This window comes from Bartonella grahamii ATCC 700132, from assembly GCF_000518085.1.
Lineage (GTDB): Bacteria > Pseudomonadota > Alphaproteobacteria > Rhizobiales > Rhizobiaceae > Bartonella > Bartonella grahamii.
This window is the reverse complement of sequence record NZ_JACX01000009.1, coordinates 43665-63402: the sequence shown is the minus strand read 5'-3', so window position 1 is coordinate 63402 and position 19738 is coordinate 43665. Positions and strand designations below refer to the sequence as shown.

13 protein-coding genes are annotated in these 19738 nt (G+C 35.7%); 10 read left to right on the top strand and 3 right to left on the bottom strand.

Features of this window, described 5'->3' with window-relative positions:
• Positions 1 to 258: 258 nt before the first annotated feature.
• Positions 259 to 5823 carry a BafA family autotransporter gene (gene bafA, locus U736_RS0104670; RefSeq protein WP_026500353.1) on the top strand — a complete coding sequence of 1855 codons (5565 nt, stop codon included), beginning with the start codon at positions 259 to 261 and terminating at the stop codon, positions 5821 to 5823.
• Between the two features lie 393 nt (positions 5824 to 6216).
• A complete protein-coding gene (gene ndk, locus U736_RS0104665; RefSeq protein WP_012754978.1) occupies positions 6217 to 6639 on the top strand; it encodes a nucleoside-diphosphate kinase in 423 nt (140 codons plus the stop codon).
• Between the two features lie 335 nt (positions 6640 to 6974).
• Here ndk and pgsA read toward each other — a convergent pair whose 3' ends face one another.
• The 3 genes from pgsA to U736_RS0104645 form a co-directional block, all read right to left on the bottom strand.
• Positions 6975 to 7556, bottom strand: coding sequence for a CDP-diacylglycerol--glycerol-3-phosphate 3-phosphatidyltransferase (gene pgsA / locus U736_RS0104660; RefSeq protein ID WP_012754979.1), 582 nt, complete (start codon positions 7554 to 7556; stop codon positions 6975 to 6977).
• 72 nt (positions 7557 to 7628) lie between these two features.
• Positions 7629 to 9608 (bottom strand): excinuclease ABC subunit UvrC, encoded by a 1980-nt coding sequence (gene uvrC / locus U736_RS0104650; protein ID WP_012754980.1) that lies wholly within the window; start codon positions 9606 to 9608, stop codon positions 7629 to 7631.
• A gap of 397 nt (positions 9609 to 10005) precedes the next feature.
• The gene (locus U736_RS0104645) at positions 10006 to 10869 is read right to left on the bottom strand and encodes a 23S rRNA (adenine(2030)-N(6))-methyltransferase RlmJ (protein ID WP_012754981.1); all 864 of its coding nucleotides are present in this window, start codon (positions 10867 to 10869) and stop codon (positions 10006 to 10008) included.
• Positions 10870 to 12504: 1635 nt separating this feature from the next.
• Here U736_RS0104645 and tatA point away from each other — a divergent pair.
• From tatA to U736_RS0104600, 8 genes are all read left to right on the top strand, one after another.
• The gene (gene tatA / locus U736_RS0104640) at positions 12505 to 12816 is read left to right on the top strand and encodes a twin-arginine translocase TatA/TatE family subunit (RefSeq protein ID WP_012754982.1); all 312 of its coding nucleotides are present in this window, start codon (positions 12505 to 12507) and stop codon (positions 12814 to 12816) included.
• Between the two features lie 55 nt (positions 12817 to 12871).
• Positions 12872 to 13276, top strand: coding sequence for a Sec-independent protein translocase protein TatB (tatB, locus tag U736_RS0104635; protein ID WP_012754983.1), 405 nt, complete (start codon positions 12872 to 12874; stop codon positions 13274 to 13276).
• Positions 13273 to 14055: a twin-arginine translocase subunit TatC gene (gene tatC / locus U736_RS0104630; protein WP_012754984.1), complete on the top strand. Its 783-nt coding sequence runs from the start codon at positions 13273 to 13275 to the stop codon at positions 14053 to 14055. Before tatB ends, tatC begins: the two co-directional genes overlap by 4 nt.
• Before the next feature lie 59 nt (positions 14056 to 14114).
• Positions 14115 to 15392 carry a serine--tRNA ligase gene (gene serS / locus U736_RS0104625; protein WP_012754985.1) on the top strand — a complete coding sequence of 426 codons (1278 nt, stop codon included), beginning with the start codon at positions 14115 to 14117 and terminating at the stop codon, positions 15390 to 15392.
• Positions 15393 to 15525: 133 nt separating this feature from the next.
• Positions 15526 to 16185, top strand: a complete 660-nt coding sequence (locus U736_RS0104615; protein ID WP_012754986.1) for a protein-L-isoaspartate(D-aspartate) O-methyltransferase — start codon at positions 15526 to 15528, stop codon at positions 16183 to 16185.
• Between the two features lie 155 nt (positions 16186 to 16340).
• On the top strand, positions 16341 to 17522 hold the full coding sequence (locus tag U736_RS0104610; RefSeq protein ID WP_012754987.1) for a M23 family metallopeptidase: 1182 nt from the start codon (positions 16341 to 16343) through the stop codon (positions 17520 to 17522).
• A gap of 685 nt (positions 17523 to 18207) precedes the next feature.
• On the top strand, positions 18208 to 18660 hold the full coding sequence (gene yajC, locus U736_RS0104605) for a preprotein translocase subunit YajC (protein ID WP_012754988.1): 453 nt from the start codon (positions 18208 to 18210) through the stop codon (positions 18658 to 18660).
• Between the two features lie 460 nt (positions 18661 to 19120).
• Positions 19121 to 19507, top strand: coding sequence for an Mth938-like domain-containing protein (locus U736_RS0104600; RefSeq protein WP_012754989.1), 387 nt, complete (start codon positions 19121 to 19123; stop codon positions 19505 to 19507).
• Positions 19508 to 19738: the final 231 nt, after the last annotated feature.

Below are 19738 nucleotides of genomic sequence, written 5' to 3'. Positions count from 1 at the left end.
ACCAGCCTTTGGTATCTCAAAAATATTTTTCATAGATGTAATTATAACACTTTTTAAGCGTATCTAAAAGAAATTAAATCTTTTAGTTGTGCATGCATTTTAAAACACAGGGTGTACATTTGATTTGTCAGAGTTTAATCCATCGAATGCTTTGTTATCTTAAAAAACAAGAGTTTGAGCAATTGCATTGTGTTGTTTTTGTCTATGCACTTTTTTCTAAATGGGGGAATTTAAATTTGAAATTATGGAGTGTGAATAATGCAACGCAAATTGAAATTAAGTTTTTGTGCATTAATGACCAGTGGTTTTTTTGTCAAGATTGCGAGTGCAGATGGAGTAGCGACACCAAAAGAAACGTTATTAACACCAGTAAGTATCAGTGAACATCTAGAAGAGACAAAAAAATTGTTATCGGAAGTGAGGGGATTAAAAGAAAAAAAAGGGGGATCAAAAAGGATAGAGAATAAACAGATAGTAGAAGGAAGTAAGTCTTCAGAAGAGGAAAGGAAGAGGTTAGAAAACCTATTTTTTGAAGTACTCACAAATTCAATAATAAGTGATGGTGCTACTATCTATATTACTAATCAAGATTCTGAAGATTCTGAAATAAATAGCTTTAAATATGAAGATGCAGGCTATTCCATCAATAATACGATTCAAGAAGGTGGAAAACTCTACATTGATGCAGCAAGTGTTAGCAGGGATACGACAATTGAGAGTGGTGGTATTGAATTCGTCCAAAATTTAAGCAGTTCAGAATATGCCACTGTTAAAAAAGGTGGTAAACAAATTGTTGAGAGTGGTGCAAATGCTGAGGGGGCTAAAATCTATGGTGGTGAGCAGATTATTTTTGGTAAGGGGGTCCTTGGAACTGGTTTTTCGCGTAAAGATAAGGAAAGTAGTGCTTATAACACCGAAATTTATGCTGAAGATGGAATCCTAGGACTACAAAGTGTCTATAGTGGGGGGATGGTTGTTGACACAAAGGTTATGAAAGGAGGTGTCCAGAATCTTGATGGTAAAGAGAATTTTAATAACGGATTCTCAGAAGATACTGATACAGCTGATACAGAAAATGAGGATTTTACAATCAATGAGGGGGCTTTTGCACTTAGTACCGAACTTTTTAAAAATGGTGCGCAGAATATCTTAGCAGGAGGGAATGCGAGCGAAGTTACTTTATATGATAGAGCTACTCAGAAGATATATGATTCTGGATACGCGGATAATCTAACAATTAATCACCAAGCACAATCATGGGTTTTTGCTGGTGCAATATTAGATAAGGATACAAATGTTAATGATTTTGGCAACCTCTATCTTTATGCTGGGAATGGTGAAGCTGTTACGGAAGTAGAAAATCTTATTTTAAATGGAGAAGATGCCAAGTTATACTCTATTGCAACTGAAAATAACGCTACTTTCTCTCAGGTTAATATCCAGAATTTAACTGGAGGTGGCAGAGTTATTTTTACGTCTTTTGGGGCTGATAAGCATTACTCTAAGCTTAATATTGATGATCTATCAGGTTCTTTACATTTTGAGTTTAATGTCAACTTTGCCAAGCATCTTAGTGATTATCTTGTTATTAAAAAAAGAGGTTCAGGTTATCATACAATAAGTATTACTGATTCTGGAGGTGAGGTTACAACCCCTTCCCACAAAAAGCTTAAATTAATTTCTGATCATAGTGGAAACGCTCATTTTACTCTGACAAACACTTTTGGTGAAAAAATCAGAGCTATTGATGCCGGAACCTACATGTACAGTTTGAAACATAGAAAAAATAAAAGCAATGGTAAAATTTGGTATTTAGATGCGAATTATGCTCTTGATGAGGAAAATACCTCTTTATTTTCTGATTTTAACTTGCAACCATCTGCGATGGCTTCATTACCGAATGATCTCACAGAACGCACAATTGAAAAGGGAATGATTGTTACGATTGCTGATCCTAGCTTTGATAGTAACAATGAGAAAGTTGATAGCAATGGAGAAACTTCAATTAGTAATATAGTTAAAGATGCTGGAAAGCTTTCCGTTTATAACGGTGGTTTTAGCCTGTATACGACAATTCAAAGAGGCGGTACTGAACTTATTAGAACACAGGGTCTTTCACAGGATAGTACAGTTAAGAGAGGGGGAAAACAAAAGGTTGAAGATGGGGGGAAAGCTGAAGGGGCTCAAATTTACGGTGGTGAGCAGTTTGTTTCAGGAAAGTCTGATATCAAAGGTGAGATGGTAAGGAGTAGCGCCTATAACACTGTCGTTTCTGGTAAAAATGGAGTGCTAGGATACCAGAATGTGTATGATGATGGAGAGGTTTTTAGAACAAAGATCATGGAAGGAGGGGTACAAAATCTTTTTGTGGAAAAAGACCTAGACCATTATAGCAGTTTTGCATTTGATACGAAGATCTTTTCTGGTGGAGAACAACACGTTTTAGCAGGAGGAATCGCGATTGGTGTTCTCTTACAAGGGAATGCTTTTCAAGCAATAGATTTAGGAGGCTATGTAAAAGATTTAACGATGAAGGATCAAGCACAATCGTGGTTACATTCTGGTGCAACATTAGAAGGAAACACCATGATTCATGATTCTGGACGGATTTATCTTTATGCTGGTGCTGAGCAATCTCATACTGAAGTAGAAAAAATTGTTTTAAATGGCAAAGATACCACATTATACTCTATTGCTTCCAAGATGGATGGTGAAAGCTCTTTGATTGAGGATCTAAGCGGGAATGGAAGCGTTATTTTTACTTCTACCGTGTTTAATCCACATTACTCTAAACTTGAGGTCGGTAATCTTTCAGGTAATTTACATTTTAGGTTTAATACTAATTTTGCAGAACAGCGCGGTGATTATCTTCTTATAAAAAAAGGAGCAGGTCATCACACCATCAGCGTTATCGATTCTGGTGTTGAAATGACCAATTCTCTTCTACAAAATCAGAACTTAATTTTGGAGCTTGATTTAATTCATGATCAAAGCGGAAATGCGCATTTTACTCTGATAGATTTTTTGGGTGAGGAGATAGCTACTGTTGATAATGGAGTCTACATGTACGCTCTAAAGAAAAAAGATCATAACGGTGGAAAGATTTGGTCTTTATCGACATCATCTACATTGGAAAAAATTTCTACTCCTATCTTTTCTCCATCTCATACGGAGTTGCCTATAGATAACTCTTTTGAGCAAGACAATACTGTTTCTCCTTCGGAAGATTCTAGAGCCAATTCTTATACAGGTGATTTCAACTTTTATGCAGAGGATTTCATTACTGGTCTAGGTGAAAAATTTTTACAAAACTCCATACTCGGTGACAATAGCATAGTTTATATTGCTGGTGATGGAGAAACGGATGATTTTAAATTATCCATTAATAATACAGTTCCAGAAACTGCAACACTCTATGTTAAGACTGGTGGTTTTAGTAAGAATACAACAATTGAAAATGGTGGTTCAGAGATTGTAGGGGAACAGGGTATCTCAGAATTTACGATTATTTATGAGGGTGGAAAACAAAGAGTGGAGGGAGGAGGATCCGCATTGAGAGCTGAAATTTATGGTGGTGAGCAGTTTGTTTTCGGAGAGGGGTATGTAAATGGTGAAATTGTGGGGAGCAGCACTTATAACACGACACTTTATGGTCAAGGTGACACGCCGGGACAGCAGAATGTATATGATGATGGGATGGCTGTGGGAACAAAAGTGATGAGTGGAGGAATACAAACTCTTGCTAAATGGTTTGCAGATGATGATAATTTTGTACAAAAAAGTGGTGGCTTAGCCGTAAATACTGAGGTTTTCGCGGGTGGGGTACAGCGGGTATTGGCAGGGGGAGAGGCGGATATTGTGACTTTACACCGCCATGCTGCTCAAGAAGTTCATGCTGGTAGCATTGTAAAAAATCTAACAATTAAAGAAGGAGCCAATTCATGGGTTTTTGCTGGTGCGATGTTGGAAGGAAAAATAAAGATTCATGATTTTGGACAAGTCCATCTTTATGCTGGAAATAATAGCTTTTATACTGAATATAAAAATTCTCAGACAACAGTAGATGATATTAATTTAGAAGGAGAAAACGCTAAATTATACTCTATTTCTACTGGATATGGAAACACAGAAACCTATATTAAGAAGCTAAGCGGTGTGGGAAATATTATTTTTACTTCTATAGAATCCAATTTACATTACTCTAAGCTTTATATTGATAATCTTTTTGGGAGTCTACATTTCGATTTTAATGTCAGCCTTGCAGAAGGAGAGGGTGATTATCTCTTTATCAAGAATGGCCGTGGTTCTCACACAATAAGTATTGTAGATTCCGGTATTGAAATTGTTGATCCTTCTTCGACAGAACTTGATTTAATTGTTGATCAAAGTGGAGGAGCACATTTTACTCTGAGAAGCTTTTCTGGTGCAAATGTTAAAACTATTGATGGCGGAACCTATATGTATGGTTTAAAACAGAGAATTGATGAGGATGGGGGTGAAAAAGTTTGGTATTTATCTGCGGTATTTATTGATAATGTTTCATTTCTCAACAGTTTGCCACGTAGTAGGAGTAGATCTGCGTGGCATTTAAATCAAAATCAATCAGCTTCTTCTCTTTCAACTATTACAGTTACAAAAGAGCGTGCTATTAAGTTGCTACATCGAAGAGAAAACCGCCAAAACTTAAGGCAGAAATCTCCAGCTTCTGTATCTCTAACTGTTTCAACTCTTGGAAGTCAAATTATTGAAGGGGCATATCCAGCAAGTTCTCTTCATTTTTCTGATGGAAAGCAACAGGCTGTTGTTTCAGAATCTTCACAATCTTTAGCCGATCAAATGATTTTGCGTCCAGTTCATAAAGAACAGCCTTTTCCACAATTGAGAGAGACGCTTTCAGTTTCTCATTTTTTAACCACTCCCTCTACAGATGCGGTATTGTCTATGTCTGTGGCTCCAGCGATGGTTTTTCACAATGAAATGCAAACCGTGCGTGCGGGAAGAGGAATTCTAGATAAAAGTAAAAAGAATGCAGCTTTATGGACCTATGCGATCAAGTCTAAAGAGAGTATTGCTACAGAGCATATAGATTTTAAGTTGGATCAGACAGGTATTGTTTTAGGGATCAATAGTTTAAGCGAGTGGGAAAATGGAGAATTTTATATAGGTGGTTTTGGCAGTTATGACCGCGCACGCATTGCGCATGCACGGGGTGGTATGAGCGGTATCAATGCTTATGGCATTGGCGCTTATGTCACTTATTTGGATCATAGTGGATGGTATTTAGATGGTATTTTAAAATATAATCATTATCAGAATACTCTAAAGGCAGTTTCAACAAATGGTTTAGGGATTGAAGGAAGTTATAGGCAATGGGCGGTGGGCACTTCCTTTGAAGCAGGTTATCGACTTAAGACGTCAAAGAGCAGTTGGTTGCAGCCTTATGGACAATTTACATGGTTGCAAGTTGAGGGTAAAGAAATCAAGTTATCGAATGACATGACAGGTAACATGCGTCCATTCACTTCATTACGCAGTGAGGTTGGCATATCTTTAGGATATGAATTTGGTTCTCGTATGGATTCCTCATCACTTGCGTATATTACAGCAGCATGGTTGCGTGAGAATAAAGATGACAACCATACATTGATTAATCAACGGCATCCATTTACCACTGACTTATCAGGGAATGCAGGTAAGTTAGGAATCGGTTTGAGCAGTTTAGTGAGTGAGAAGTTAAAGTTATATGGTGAGGCACATTATGTTAAAGGACGTAAAACAAAACAGTCCCTTCAGGGTATTTTAGGTGTACGCTATAGTTTTTAATTATATGGTTATTTTTTGATTGATCTCAATGTGTGTAGAAGGATTTTCAAACCTAGATCGAAGTGTCTAGGTTCGTCCTCTTTAAAGAAGAAGAATTTCAAAAAGGTATATATTTTGCATGTTAGGCTTTTCTTATGATTCTTTATTGCTTCAATGATAAATTTGATGAGAGGCGTTTAAGATTATGTAAGAAGGTTCAATATTTATTGAGAGTCGGTAGCGCATCTTTATGATGGGATGAGAAATTAAAGGTATTTCTATTAAAGTTTTCTTTATAATTCATTCTATATTTTTGAGAATTTGTGTAGATTTATGCAGAGTCACTTGGCAAAGGGCTTCTTGCTCGCTATAGAAATGGCGAGAGAATGTTATAGATGAAATAAAGGTGGTTAAATGGCTTTAGAGCGTACTTTTTCGATGATTAAACCAGATGCAACCCGTCGTAATTTGACTGGCGCAATTATTAAAATGCTTGAGGATGCGGGCTTGTGTGTTATTGCGTCTAAACGTGTCTGGATGAGCAAACGTGAGGCTGAAAATTTTTATGCTGTTCATAAAGAACGCCCTTTTTTTAGTGAATTGGTTGAATTCATGTCTTCTGGTCCAACCGTTGTACAAGTTTTGGAAGGCGAAAATGCAATAGCTAAAAACCGTGAAGTAATGGGGGCTACGAATCCTAGTGATGCAGAAGAAGGGACAATTCGTAAGGTTCATGCTTTATCGATTGGCGAAAATTCTGTCCATGGATCCGATAGCGCTGAAACGGCAAAAACAGAAATCGCCTTTTGGTTTTCTGAGGTAGAAATTGTTGGTTAATCAAGCGTTTATAATAATAAAGCGTTTATAAGAAGCAAAAATCCGAAATACTATATTTCGGTTTTTTTGCTTATAAGATTATAGACTTTTTTGAAAGCATAGGGAGCATTCATCGTTTTTTAGCTTTTAATATTGTAACTGCTTTTGCGAGAATATAAAATCTGTTTACTCTTTTTTTGAAGAGCTTTTATCTACATGCCACCCTTACTTGTAATGTGCAAAAAAGTGTTTTATTAATTTATCATTGATAGATTTAAAATAAGTCAATCTTATACTATTCTCATCTCTTATTTAAGTATAAAAAGATAAATTACCATTATAAATCTCCATACTCTTCATAGGATAACGTGTTTTAAACCTGCACGAAAATAATCCCACCCTGTCCACAATGTAAGGAGGGCAGCAATCCACAGCATAGTAATGCCAAACTCTACTGTGTAAGGAAAAATTTTATTACCGGCTGGTCCAGCTAAAAGAAATACAATAGCGATCATCTGTACAAAAGTTTTCCATTTTGCAAGACGAGAGACAGGAACACTAACTTTTAACTCAGCCAAATATTCACGTAATCCTGATACAAGAATTTCTCTGCAAAGAATGATAATAGCTGCCCATAGTGTCCACCCAGCGATGGTACTGTCTGCGGCAAGCAAGAGCAAACAAGCAGAGACGAGAAGTTTATCAGCAATTGGATCTAACATGCGACCAATATTGGATGTTTGTTCCCAAATACGAGCAAGGTAACCGTCAAGAAAGTCAGTAATGGATGCAACGATAAAAATGGACACAGCAATCCAGCGAGTGATATCACTTGATTGTAATCGCCCTTCTAAAAAAAAGCATGCAACAACCATTGGGACTGCAACAATTCGTGCATAAGTTAAAATATTTGGAAAAGAAAAAGTATGATTTTTCATGGAGCCATTTTTAATTCTTGTGAAAGAGAATATATTTCCTAAACGTAACAAGGCAAAGGTTATGAAACAAGCCTATTTTTCATGAAAATGGTTATGAATTTTTTGTGCAATTGTCATAGAAATTCCCGTAACTTTTTTTAAATCTTCAAGTGAGGCACTAGCAATAGCCTTGGCACTTCCAAAATGATGAAGCAACGCACGCTTTCTTGTTGGACCGATATTTTCGATTTCATCAAGTGGGTTTTTGAATGTTTCTTTTTTTCGTTTTATCCTATGAGCTCCAATCGCAAAACGGTGTGCTTCATCACGCAGACGTTGCAAAAAATAGAGGATAGGATCACGTGGAGGAAGTGTAAAGGGGGGGATACCTTTTATAAAAAATCGTTCACGTCCCGCATGGCGGTCAACACCTTTGGCGATTCCAACAACTGTGAAGAGGTCATTTAATTGTAATTCAGCAAGTATTGCATGTACGCTGTTGATTTGTCCTTCACCACCATCGATTAAGATAAGATCAGGCCAAATGGGAAAAAGATCATTATCTTTTATGTCATGACTTCTATTTGGCTGATCATGCTCTTTTATAAGGCGTGAAAATCTTCGTTTAATCACTTCTTTCATCATGCCAAAATCATCGCCAGGCGTGATATCTATTGAGCGAATGTTGAATTTGCGATATTGATTTTTAACAAATCCCATCTGACCAGCAACAATCATAGCTCCTACAGCATTTGTTCCCATGATATGAGAATTATCATAGACTTCTATCCGGCGTGGAGGAAAAGGTAGTTGGAATATTTTGGCAAGACCTTGAAGCAATTTTGTATGAGTGGCTGTTTCAGAAAGCTTATGTTCAAGTGCTTCATGAGCATTGAGATAGGCATGATTAACAAGAGTTTTCCGTTCACCTTGTTTGGGTAAAGAGAGAGACACTTTGTGATTTGCTTTGAGACTCAATGCTTCTGTAAGAAGTGTCTTTTCTTCAATTTCTTCAGATAAAAGGATGCTTTTGGGAAGTGGTTTATCATCGTAAAATTGGGCAAGAAAACTCGCTAAAATTTCAGTACAGGAAAAAGAGGGATCTGCTTTAGGAAAATAGGCACGATTTCCCCAATTTTGCCCCATGCGAAAAAAGAACACTTGAATACAGGTCATTCCTTCTTTTTGCGCAATTGCAAATACATCCGCTTCTTTTATCGTTTGAGGATTAATACCTTGATGGCTTTGTATATGAGAAAGGGCTGATAAGCGGTCACGATAGGAAGCTGCTTGTTCAAAATCAAGATTTTCTGCGGCTTTATGCATAGCTTGAACCATATTGTTTTTAACAGATTGATCTTTTCCCGAAAGGAACGCTTTTGCTCCCCTCAGCAGTTCTTTATAATCATTGTCACTAATTTCATGGGTACAAGGTGCAGAACATCGCTTAATTTGATAAAGCAAACAGGGGCGTGTACGGTTTTCAAAAACTGAATCAGTACAGGTTCGTAATAAGAAGGCGCGTTGTAAAACATGAACTGTTTGTGTCACTGCACCAGCAGAAGCAAAAGGACCAAAATAGTGAGCTTTTCGTGTTCGGGCACCACGATGTTTGTAAAGTCCAGGCACTCGATGATCATCTGTAATCATAATATAAGGGAAACTTTTATCATCACGTAGTAATACATTAAAATGTGGATGCAATCTTTTTATGAGATTGGCTTCTAAAAGGAGTGCTTCTGTTTCTGTATGGGTGACGATAAATTCCATATGATATGTTGCGCGAATCATGCGGGTAATACGATTATTGTGTCCTTGTTCACGTGTATAGTTTGAAACGCGTTTTTTGAGATTACGAGCTTTGCCAATATAGAGAATATCACCATTTTTACCAATCATCCGGTAAACCCCTGGCTTATGCGGAAGGTGTCTAACAAACTCTTGTATGAATTTTACACCTTGGAATTGATTTTTCTCATTACTTTGATTGGCATTATTCCATGTAATGTTAGAGAGAAAAGAAAGCTTTTCCCGCTCATTTTTCGGACAATTTGTATTATTTTTCAGGACCATTCGGTTTATTAAGAATATGTTTTTTGTTTAATATATGAAATATTCTTTTTTATTAAATAATGATTATTTATATCCTTATAATTTTTTCTATAAATAATATCTTATAGCATAAGAGTATGATTTTAGAGAGCCGATTTTTCATAAAAAATATGAGAGTTGTTATTCTAAAACAGCTTTATGAATTTGCCCAATTTATTCATTAAAATGATTGGAATAGGAAATTCATGATGATTAAGAAGATAGACGTTCTAAAAGGGAAAAAATTAATTCACGCTGATCGTTGTTAGCATATCATTATAATATGCTGATATTATTCAAAAAATCAAAGAACTTTATCATTTAATGCGTTTGTATCTTACAACATGATATTTGATTTAGAAAAAATACAGAGAAAGATCTAATATAATAGATGTTCTTTTTGAAGCCACTTATGCGTTATTTGGGCATTTTCATCTTGTCCCAGACGGTTGATAAGAAAGGGGCTGAGTTTTTTCATTTCTTCTTCCAAAAGGTAGGGAGGGTTAATAATAATCATACCACTTCCATTCATTGTCGGTGGACTTGAACTTTTTCGGATACGCATTTCAAGCTGTAGAATCTTAGGAATTCCTGTTTGATAAAGCGCGTGAAGAAAACTTTCAATTTCTTTGTCATATTTAACAGGATACCATAAAGCGTAGATCCCTCCAGAAAAGCGACGATAGGCTTTCGTTAATCCCTCAATAAGGCGGGAAAATTCTCCAGTCTTTTCAAAGGGAGGGTCAACAAGGATAAACCCACGTTTTTCTTTTGGTGGTACATGAGCATTTAAGGAAAGCCAACCATCTAAATGCAGAACTTTTGTCTGATAATCTCCGGCAAAGTTTTTTGCTAAAATATGATAATCTTCGTTGTGCAATTCTATTGCGGTGAGGCGATCTTGTTTCCGTAATAATTGACGAATAAGAACAGGAGATCCAGGATAAAATACAATTTCTTTTTCCCCTTTATTGAGGGCATCAATGATATCACACCATGGACAAAGGAGTGCTCTTAAATCTTCTGGGATAGGAGTTGAAAAAAGCCGTTGGACACCTTCGCGCCACTCTCCTGTTTTATGTGCTTCTAAAGAAGAAAGGTCATAAATACCGATTCCAGCATGCGTATCTATAACGCGAAAAGCTTTTTCTTTGCGTTTAAGATATTCTACAATGCGAGTGACAATAATGTGTTTAAAAACATCAGCAAAATTGCCAGCATGATAAATATGCCGATAATTCATGGAATAAACTCTATCATATGTATAACTGTACCGGATTATTAGCATAGAATATTAGAATTGATATCCATAAAAATACTCTTATAGAAATCAAATAATACCCTCACTCCCAAATAATACCCTACAGAAAAAATATTAATGTCATGGGAGCATTTATTCACTGGGCTATTTTTATATTGTGAGATTCATCGTTAAGATTTTAATTTTTTATATGAAAAATAGATAGGAAGAGGGCAAACATTTCAATAGAGATAGTTATGTTGTAAGAGAAGTTTCTTATGATCGCGGACTCTTTCAGGAAAACGATAAAAGACAAGAAATTAACGAGAATATTAGTGAAGTTTGTTAAAAAAATTTAAGGTTATCTTTCAAATTCATTCATAAATTTACTTGTTTAAAGATTAAAGAATTTAAAATGCTTGATAAAAACATTGTTACATTTATCAGTTTTTTTAGCGAGCGTAAAATTATGGATAGAGCAATAAAGTGCTGGTATTATAGTGATAGATTTTTGTAAAAGTGTGGATGAATCTCATTGGTTTAAGCGGAGCCCAAGCTTTACATTATACACGCTAAATGGCTAGATTATTGTGTATGGTGCTAAAACAAAACTTTTGAAAAGTGATATGTTCTCTGCAAGCGATCTCAATAAAATGAGCGATTTTTAACTAAAGTAAATAGGTTGATCTATTTCTAACACTGTATTATCTAGCAGCTTTATGAGGTAATCTTATAAAAAGACTAGGATAAGAAATTCTTTTACATGGATTGTGCTTCGATTCCATGCTTTTGATTGAATGTAATTTTCTATTAATACCCATTCTGTTTTCAATAGTGAGATAGGTTAAGCACATGATATTATGAGAACGCATGCCCAGAATCCGGAGACTTGTAATAGTTAGGGCATGCAGCGGTTCAAAGAGCTGGTTATATGGAGGTATTTTACTGAATAAAGGCGCAAGCTGGTACCATTTTTATTTTTTAGTATTGCCATACCTCTTGGCACTTGACCTGATTCATAAAGTGCATTTTTACTCTTTCCACTAATAGTTTTTATCCACACGTCAGATATTTAATTGAATGCGATGATGGCTTATATTTCGTATTGTATATGGAATAATGGATGATAAAATCCCACCAACGCAAAGAATAAATATTATGCGTAAGATGATAGTTTTTAAAGAGACTGATGATGTGTCAAGAAAGTTTTTTAGAGATTTTTCTTTCTGAATTTTTTAATTGAATACGTAAAATTTTTTACAACATGGTATGATTTTTATCAGTAACGGATAATTTGGAGGAAATGTTTGTAATGATACGTACAACTTTGTTTAAAAGGAAAGACATGAGCTATAGTATCTACAGGAAGATGAGTAACTAAGAGATCAGATGAAGTTACTTTAGAAAAGTTTTTAAGCCTTTTGAATTTTCTATGAAGCGGTTTATCATTTTGGAATGGTTTGTGTTATAGTACGCTAAGAAGGGATGAGAGGATAAAAAGTTTTTTTGCAATAAAAGCGTGTGATTGTTTTTAAGTTAAGAAGAAAATATATAATTAAGATATTATATTTGATATATTCTTCAGAAGAAGCGTGGATAAATGAAATCAAATTTAAAAGCATAAAGTTAGAGAGAGTAATGGGTAATATTTTTTCACCAACGCATTTAATTATAATTTTACTGATTATCTTTGTGCTTTTCGGTCGCGGTAAGATTTCTGAATTAATGGGCGATGTTGCTAAGGGAGTTAAAGCCTTCAAAAAAAATATGAAGGAAGAAGATGATGGCATTGAGGATAAAGTTGAAATGACTACTACTTCCCAAATAATTGATGTAGAATCTCAACAATATCAGCCGCTATCGGTAAAACATGTAACAGCGCGCAGAAAGGCTTCTTCTGCTTCTAAAAGAAGCAAAACATCTGTTGCTAAAAAACAGCGTGTCAAATAACAAAAACGTAATCATCATTGTGCGTTATTTTTTGATGAGGAAGTCGAATTAAGAGATGTTTGGGATTGATGGACCAGAGTTTGTCGTAATCTTACTTGTTCTCATCATTGTTGTTGGACCGAAAGATTTACCTAAAATATTAAAGACAATAGCAAAGGTAAGAGCTCATATGTGTTTAATGGCAAATGAACTTCGTCATCAGTTTGATGATGCAATAAAACAAATCGAGCTCGATGATTTGCAAAAAACATATTCGGATATTAGCGATTCAAGCAAGGAGTTGACAGAGACTTTTGATTCCATTCAAAATACATTAGAAGATATCCACGATAATTTGGATGTTAAGGCAACACACCATAAATCAGAAAAAGGTAAAGAATTTTTGGAATGCGATCACAACGTAACCAATAAAGATATGACAGGATCTATAGCTTCTAAAGATAAAGAAGATGTGTCATGAATGTTAAGAAAGATGAAGTTGATGCCCATATGGCACCAGTTTTGGAACATTTAATTGAACTTCGTCAGCGAATTATTGCTGCCCTAGTTGTATTTATGATCGCTTTTATGATGTGTTTTCTTGTTAAAGATTATATCTTAAATTTTTTACTATGGCCATATCAGTGGGCAATGAAAATAGCAGGGGGTAATCCTGAGGGTATTCGTTTGCAATCAACGCAAGTATGGGAAACTTTTTTAACAAAGATGAAGCTTTCTGCTTTTGGGGGAATTATTTTATCTTTTCCCTATACGGCTTTTCAGTTTTATAGTTTTATTGCACCAGGGCTTTATAAAAATGAGCGTATGGCTTTTTTACCATTTCTCATTGGGGGGCCTATTTTATTTTGTATTGGGGGAGCGTTTGTTTATGGTCTATTAGCGCCAATAATACTATGGTTTAGCCTTTCTCAACAATTTCTTCCAGATGTTCATTTAAAAATAGAGTTTATAGTGCGTATTTCTGATTATTTGGGCTTTATGACATCATTTATCCTAATTTTTGGTTTGATTTTTCAATTACCTCTTGTCATCAGTCTTTTAACAAAAGTTGGATTTTTAACGTCTCATGATTTGGCGTCTAAACGAAAATGGGCTATTTTACTTTCTTTTATCATTGCGGCAATCATAACGCCGTCGGATTTTTTTACGATGTTTGCAGTGGCTTTACCAACGATAGCACTTTACGAGATTTCAATTTTAATTGCTTACAGTATAGAAAAGAGAAGAAAATCCGCTTAAGAAAAGTGTATAATCTTATATGATAAGAAATGAATAAAAAATATAAATGAGGAATTTTTATGCTTGATATTAAGTGGATTCGTGACAATCCTGAGAAATTAGATAAAGCACTCGTAAGTAGAGGTCTTGAGCCACAAGCTGAGAGGTTAATACAACTTGATCTTGCACGTCGGTCGCATATTGCTAAGGTACAATTGGCGCAGGAACGTCGCAATGCGGTTTCAAAGGAAATAGGACAGGCTTTAGCGGTATCTGATCAGCAAAAGGCTGAAAGCTTTAGAGCTGAAGGTGAAGAGATTAAAATCTTTCTTTCCTCTGCAACAGCGGAAGAAAAACAGCTGACGGAGAGTCTTGAAAAAATTCTTTCAGCACTTCCAAATATTCCATTAGATGATGTTCCAGAAGGTAAAGATGAAAGTGATAATGTCGTCATTCGACATTTTGGTACACCTCCAACATTTAATTTTACACCAAAGGAACATTTTGATCTTGGTCAAAATCTCAAGCAGATGAATTTTGAACGAGCTAGTCGTTTGTCTGGAACACGTTTTACAGTACTTTCAGGGGCGTTAGCACGGCTAGAACGGGCATTAGGCCAATTTATGCTTGATGTGCATGTCAATGAGCATGGTTATACAGAAGTCTCAATCCCTTTTCTTGTTCGTGATGAGATTGTTTACGGAGCAGCACAATTGCCGAAATTTGCTGAAGACCTTTTTCGTACAACAGATGGTCGATGGCTTATTTCTACAGCAGAAGTGCCATTAACCAATTTGGTCAACGATGAAATTCTTGAAATATCAGATTTACCACTGCGATTTTCTTCTTTATCTCCCTGTTTTCGTTCAGAGGCGGGAGCAGCCGGTCGTGATACGCGCGGTATGTTGCGTCAGCACCAATTTTGGAAAGTTGAAATGGTCTCAATTACCAGTGAAGAGCAGTCTTTAATTGAATTAGAACGTATGACGGAATGTGCAGAAGATATATTAAAACGACTTGGTTTGCCTTTTCGCACAGTGGTTCTTTCTACGGGTGATATGGGGTTTGCAGCACGTAAAACCTATGACATCGAGGTTTGGCTTCCTGGTCAAGAATGTTATCGTGAAATTTCCAGCTGTTCAGTTTGTGGAGATTTTCAAGGTCGTCGTATGAATGCACGTTATCGTACAGAAGGCGATAAAAAATTACATTTTGTTCATAGCCTTAATGGTTCTGGTACAGCTGTTGGACGTTGTCTTATTGCCGTGCTTGAAAATTATCAACAGGCTGATGGATCAATTATTATTCCAGATGTTTTACAACCTTATATGGGAGGCATGCGTTGTATTACTGCTTAATTTTACGAAAGGAGAGACAATATGCGTTTATTGCCAAGAGGTGATAATATGCAAACGCAAGTTTTTGCCATTTTAAAAGAAGCAGTTTGTCAGTATAATAAAAGTGCACCTCCATTGGAGATTGAATGATACTATGGGGCAAAAGGGTATTTTACAATTTCGTGAGGAGTTAGCCGCTCTTGTACTGAAAATGCGTAGCAAAGGCATTGATGACGTGCGATTTTTTTCGGCATTAGAGAAAATTCCGCGTCAACAGTTTGTTTCTGCTCCTTGGTTTAATAGTGCTTATGATAATAAGGTTATTCCCCTTGAGTGTGGTGAATATATGGAACGTTTGGAAGAACAACTCTTAATTCTTTCGGCATTATCGTTGAAAAAAAGGCATCGCGTTTTAGAAATCGGTACAGGATCTGGTTTTTGTACTGCGCTTATGGCATGTCTGAGTGACCGAGTGACAACGATTGATCGTTATAAAACGCTTGTTGATTTGGCGCGCCAAAAATTTCAAACTTTAGGAATTGAAAATATTATTATACGGCAGATTGATGGAAGTCATAGTGTGACAGGCTTGGGATCATTTGATCGCATTCTTATTTGGCCATCACGTTTTGATGAACCAAAGGAATTTTTAGAACTTTTAGCTGAAAACGGAATTCTCATTCAGGCGATAGGACCTGACGAAGGGGTACAAACGGTGACGCGCTATACAAAAATTGGTAGTCGATTTGAGTGTTTAGAACTGTTTCAAGTGCGTTACCAACCTTTTATTAAAGGCATTGCGGAGATACTTTAATTTTTGAAAGTTAAGAAAGTGCTGCAAATTGTCTACGTTAAATTCATTTTGATCTTATATAAAGATATTTATGAATAAAACATCTCATTTTAACTCTTCGGTAATTTAAAAAAGCTTTAATGGAGTGAGTTGATTATTGATGAGTGAGCAAAACGATGTGTTTAAAAGCTTTGGATAACATTTTCCAGCATAATTTTCAGAGAATAACTTTTTTAGCGGTGGTAACTATTGTTGCTGGTTGTAGTTCTGGTACACAGCGTTTTTCTAACATTGTCTCTCATCGTACGGTATCATCTCAATCAAATATATCGAGCACTATGTCTACAGATCCGCGAATGCTATCGTACGGTAGTGGTATGATACAAAGCACTGAATTGCCACCTGTGGAATCAAGCGATGATTCGTGGGGAGATGACAATTCTCCCTATAATTCTCCACATCAAGGTAGGATAACTTCTTCTGATGGTCGCGTTATGGGAGTCCCTCCACGTAATCTTGGAACACTTTCCCGTTCACAAATGGATAAATCTCCTATTTTTCGGCGGAACTCTTATATTGTCCAGAGTGGAGATACCCTGCTCAGTATTTCACGACAAATAGGGGTTAGTGTTGAGGCATTAAAATTAGCAAATGGTATAAACAGCAATTCCATTTATATCGGTCAGGTACTTGTTGTTCCAAGCAGGCGTACATTAGCAGCTTCAAATGCACACAATAATAACGATTGGGCAGCGTCAACAACAGACTCTGCATTCCAATCTCAAGTGATGTCCTCTATAAAAAACAAGAAGTCCTCTCCTATATATAAAACTCCTGTAACAACGCCACCTTCTGCAAAGATGAACAACTCAAGTTCTGAGAAAAATTTTTCTAAACAGATGACGCAATTGAATCATGGAACTGGTTTATCAAGTACTGTTACGAGTACCGATAATATGACGACTCCGCAAGCCACAGGAATTTCTAAGATGCGTTGGCCAGTACGAGGGCGTTTATTAAGCCAGTTCGGTCAAAAAAAGGGAACAGTAATGAATCGAGGAATAGATATTGCAGTGCCGGAAGGATCTTCGGTAAAGGCGGCAGAAAATGGTGTTGTTATTTACGCGGGAGATGGATTAAAAGAGCTTGGTAATGTTGTGATGATTCGACATGAAAATAATATTATCACTATTTATGGATGTAACAGTAAACTTGTTGTTAACAAAGGACAAAGGATAAGACGCGGTGATGAGATTGCTAAATCTGGTGTTTCAGGAAATGTTAAAACGCCACGTGTCTATTTTGAGATGCGTAAGAATTCATTACCTGTTGATCCCCTTAAATATTTAGAAAACTAATTTATTGATGACTTTTAAATTTGAATAGTCTTACAGTTTATAGAAACTTCATGAAAAACAATAGATTTTCTTAAATCAATAACACTGCAGCAAAAAATCATTGGTTTAAGGAGAGCTGTTCGTTGGGGGCGTTAGATATTACCATCTTTGTGTTTATGAAAGTGTAAGACAATAGTATCATACTATTTGTCAGCTTTCAGTGTTCCAACTGCTCTTGTATTTGAGAGAAGCATGAAAAGAGATATTTCACGCCTTTCTTAAAAAGTTTTTATCTACAGGCTCATTTCATATGTGAGACGTGCAAGAAAATCGTTTTGATTAATTCAGAGGGTTTGAAATGAGAGTATTTTACTGTACTTAGATCTGTCATTCGATATCAAAAACGATAAATTATCTATATAAATTAAAGTTTTTTCATTAGAAAAATTATCTTGTATCATTTATTGAGTTAGTGAAAAGATTTATATTTTAGGATATATAATAGGGGAAAATGAATCTATTTTTAAAGATTTTTCTCATTGTATTTTGGTATTCTGTCTCTTAAGGATTTATTGTATTTTTGTAAAGCTGTGATTAGATTATGTAGTTATTGCTTTTTATGATAAATTCTTTAGAAATTTTTTCTGTATCGGAATTTCATTTTATAGAGTGGGAAATATCTGAGGTTTAACTATAGGAGTTGAAAATGTTTATTACGAACGCTTATGCTCAAGTTGCAGGCGATGTTTCCGGTGGAATTTCATTTGCTAGCGTTGTCCCTCTCATTTTAATTTTTGCAATTATGTATTTTTTTATCATTCGTCCACAGCGTGCCCAAATGAAAAAACGCCAAGAAATGCTTAATGCAGTACGTCGTGGTGATACAGTTATAACGGGTGGTGGTATTATCGGCAAAGTTACGAAGGTTCACGACGAGAGTGGTGAATTAGAGGTTGAAATTGGTGAGAGTATGAATATTCGTGTTATTCGCTCAACATTAGCTGATGTGCGCGTTAAAGGCGAGCCGATTGCAGAAAAAAAATCAAAGCTTAATGCTAAAACAAAAACACCACAAAAGTCTAAATCTAAAACGACAACGAAAGAAAATATGAGTGTCTCTAAAGAGAAAAAAGCTATATCAAAAGAAAATGCATCTTAAGATGTAATGGCAGTTTATTACATTTTTTCAGCATTTTTATAAAAAGCTTGGCAAGATCAGGACAATTTCATTGGAAAAATAGCTTTTATAGTGGCTACAGAAAATGGAGTTTTTGTTTCCTTGAGATTATTAAAATAGTTGCTTTATTTATAGAATATTACGCAATTTTTTTCTGTTTTTTAAACAAGATCATTGTTTCTATAAAAAGAAATTTGCGAGTAAATAAGCTGAGAAAACTTTTTAAAAGATAGATTTATTTAAGCAGGTATAGCTTTTGACTGCGGTTTATTATCAAATTTTCATATACTTGTTGTATGAGAAGATTAGGGTTTTATATAAAATTTCCACTTCAATACTAGGCTATGGTTAAGATATCAATGTTTGTATCAGCCTTCCTTTAATTTTATGGTGAGAAGTAGCAAAGACAATTGGATTATTCAAAAATAAAGGGTGCTTGTTCATGTTCGATGCAATTCAAATTCGTGAAGCACATTTTCCAAGTCGCGCACCTATTGATGCTTACGGAAATGGTGGATTTCGTTTTGCTGATATGTCTCATAGAGGTTCTATTATTTGTGTACCATCGGGTATTTATGGTATTGACATGGCAGGGCCTATTCCCACTCAAGGGGATCTATCTCGTATTTTAGAAGAAGCTTCTGAAATCGAAGTTTTATTAATAGGTACTGGAATTGAATTATTGCGATTACCTGAAGAGTTACGGGTGCTTTTATGGGAAAAACGTATTTCATCAGATACAATGAGTACGGGAGCGGCGGTGCGTACATTTAATGTTTTATTGGCTGAAGATCGCGCTGTTGCGGCATTATTATTTGCGGTAGAATAGAGTATTGTTTAATAAAACAAATGCTCTCGTCTAGTATGAAAGACTTGTGTGATTATTTTACTGCGCCGTAAAATACCGTCGTGTAAAGTGGTGATATAAGGGGAATAAAATATACATAACTTAACACATTAAGTGTTTTTTAATACAGCAGCAAGTATTCAGGGCAGAGCTTGTTCGTAGTTCAATGAATCACATGAGAGATCAACACTTGGCACTTGAGACAGTTCATAA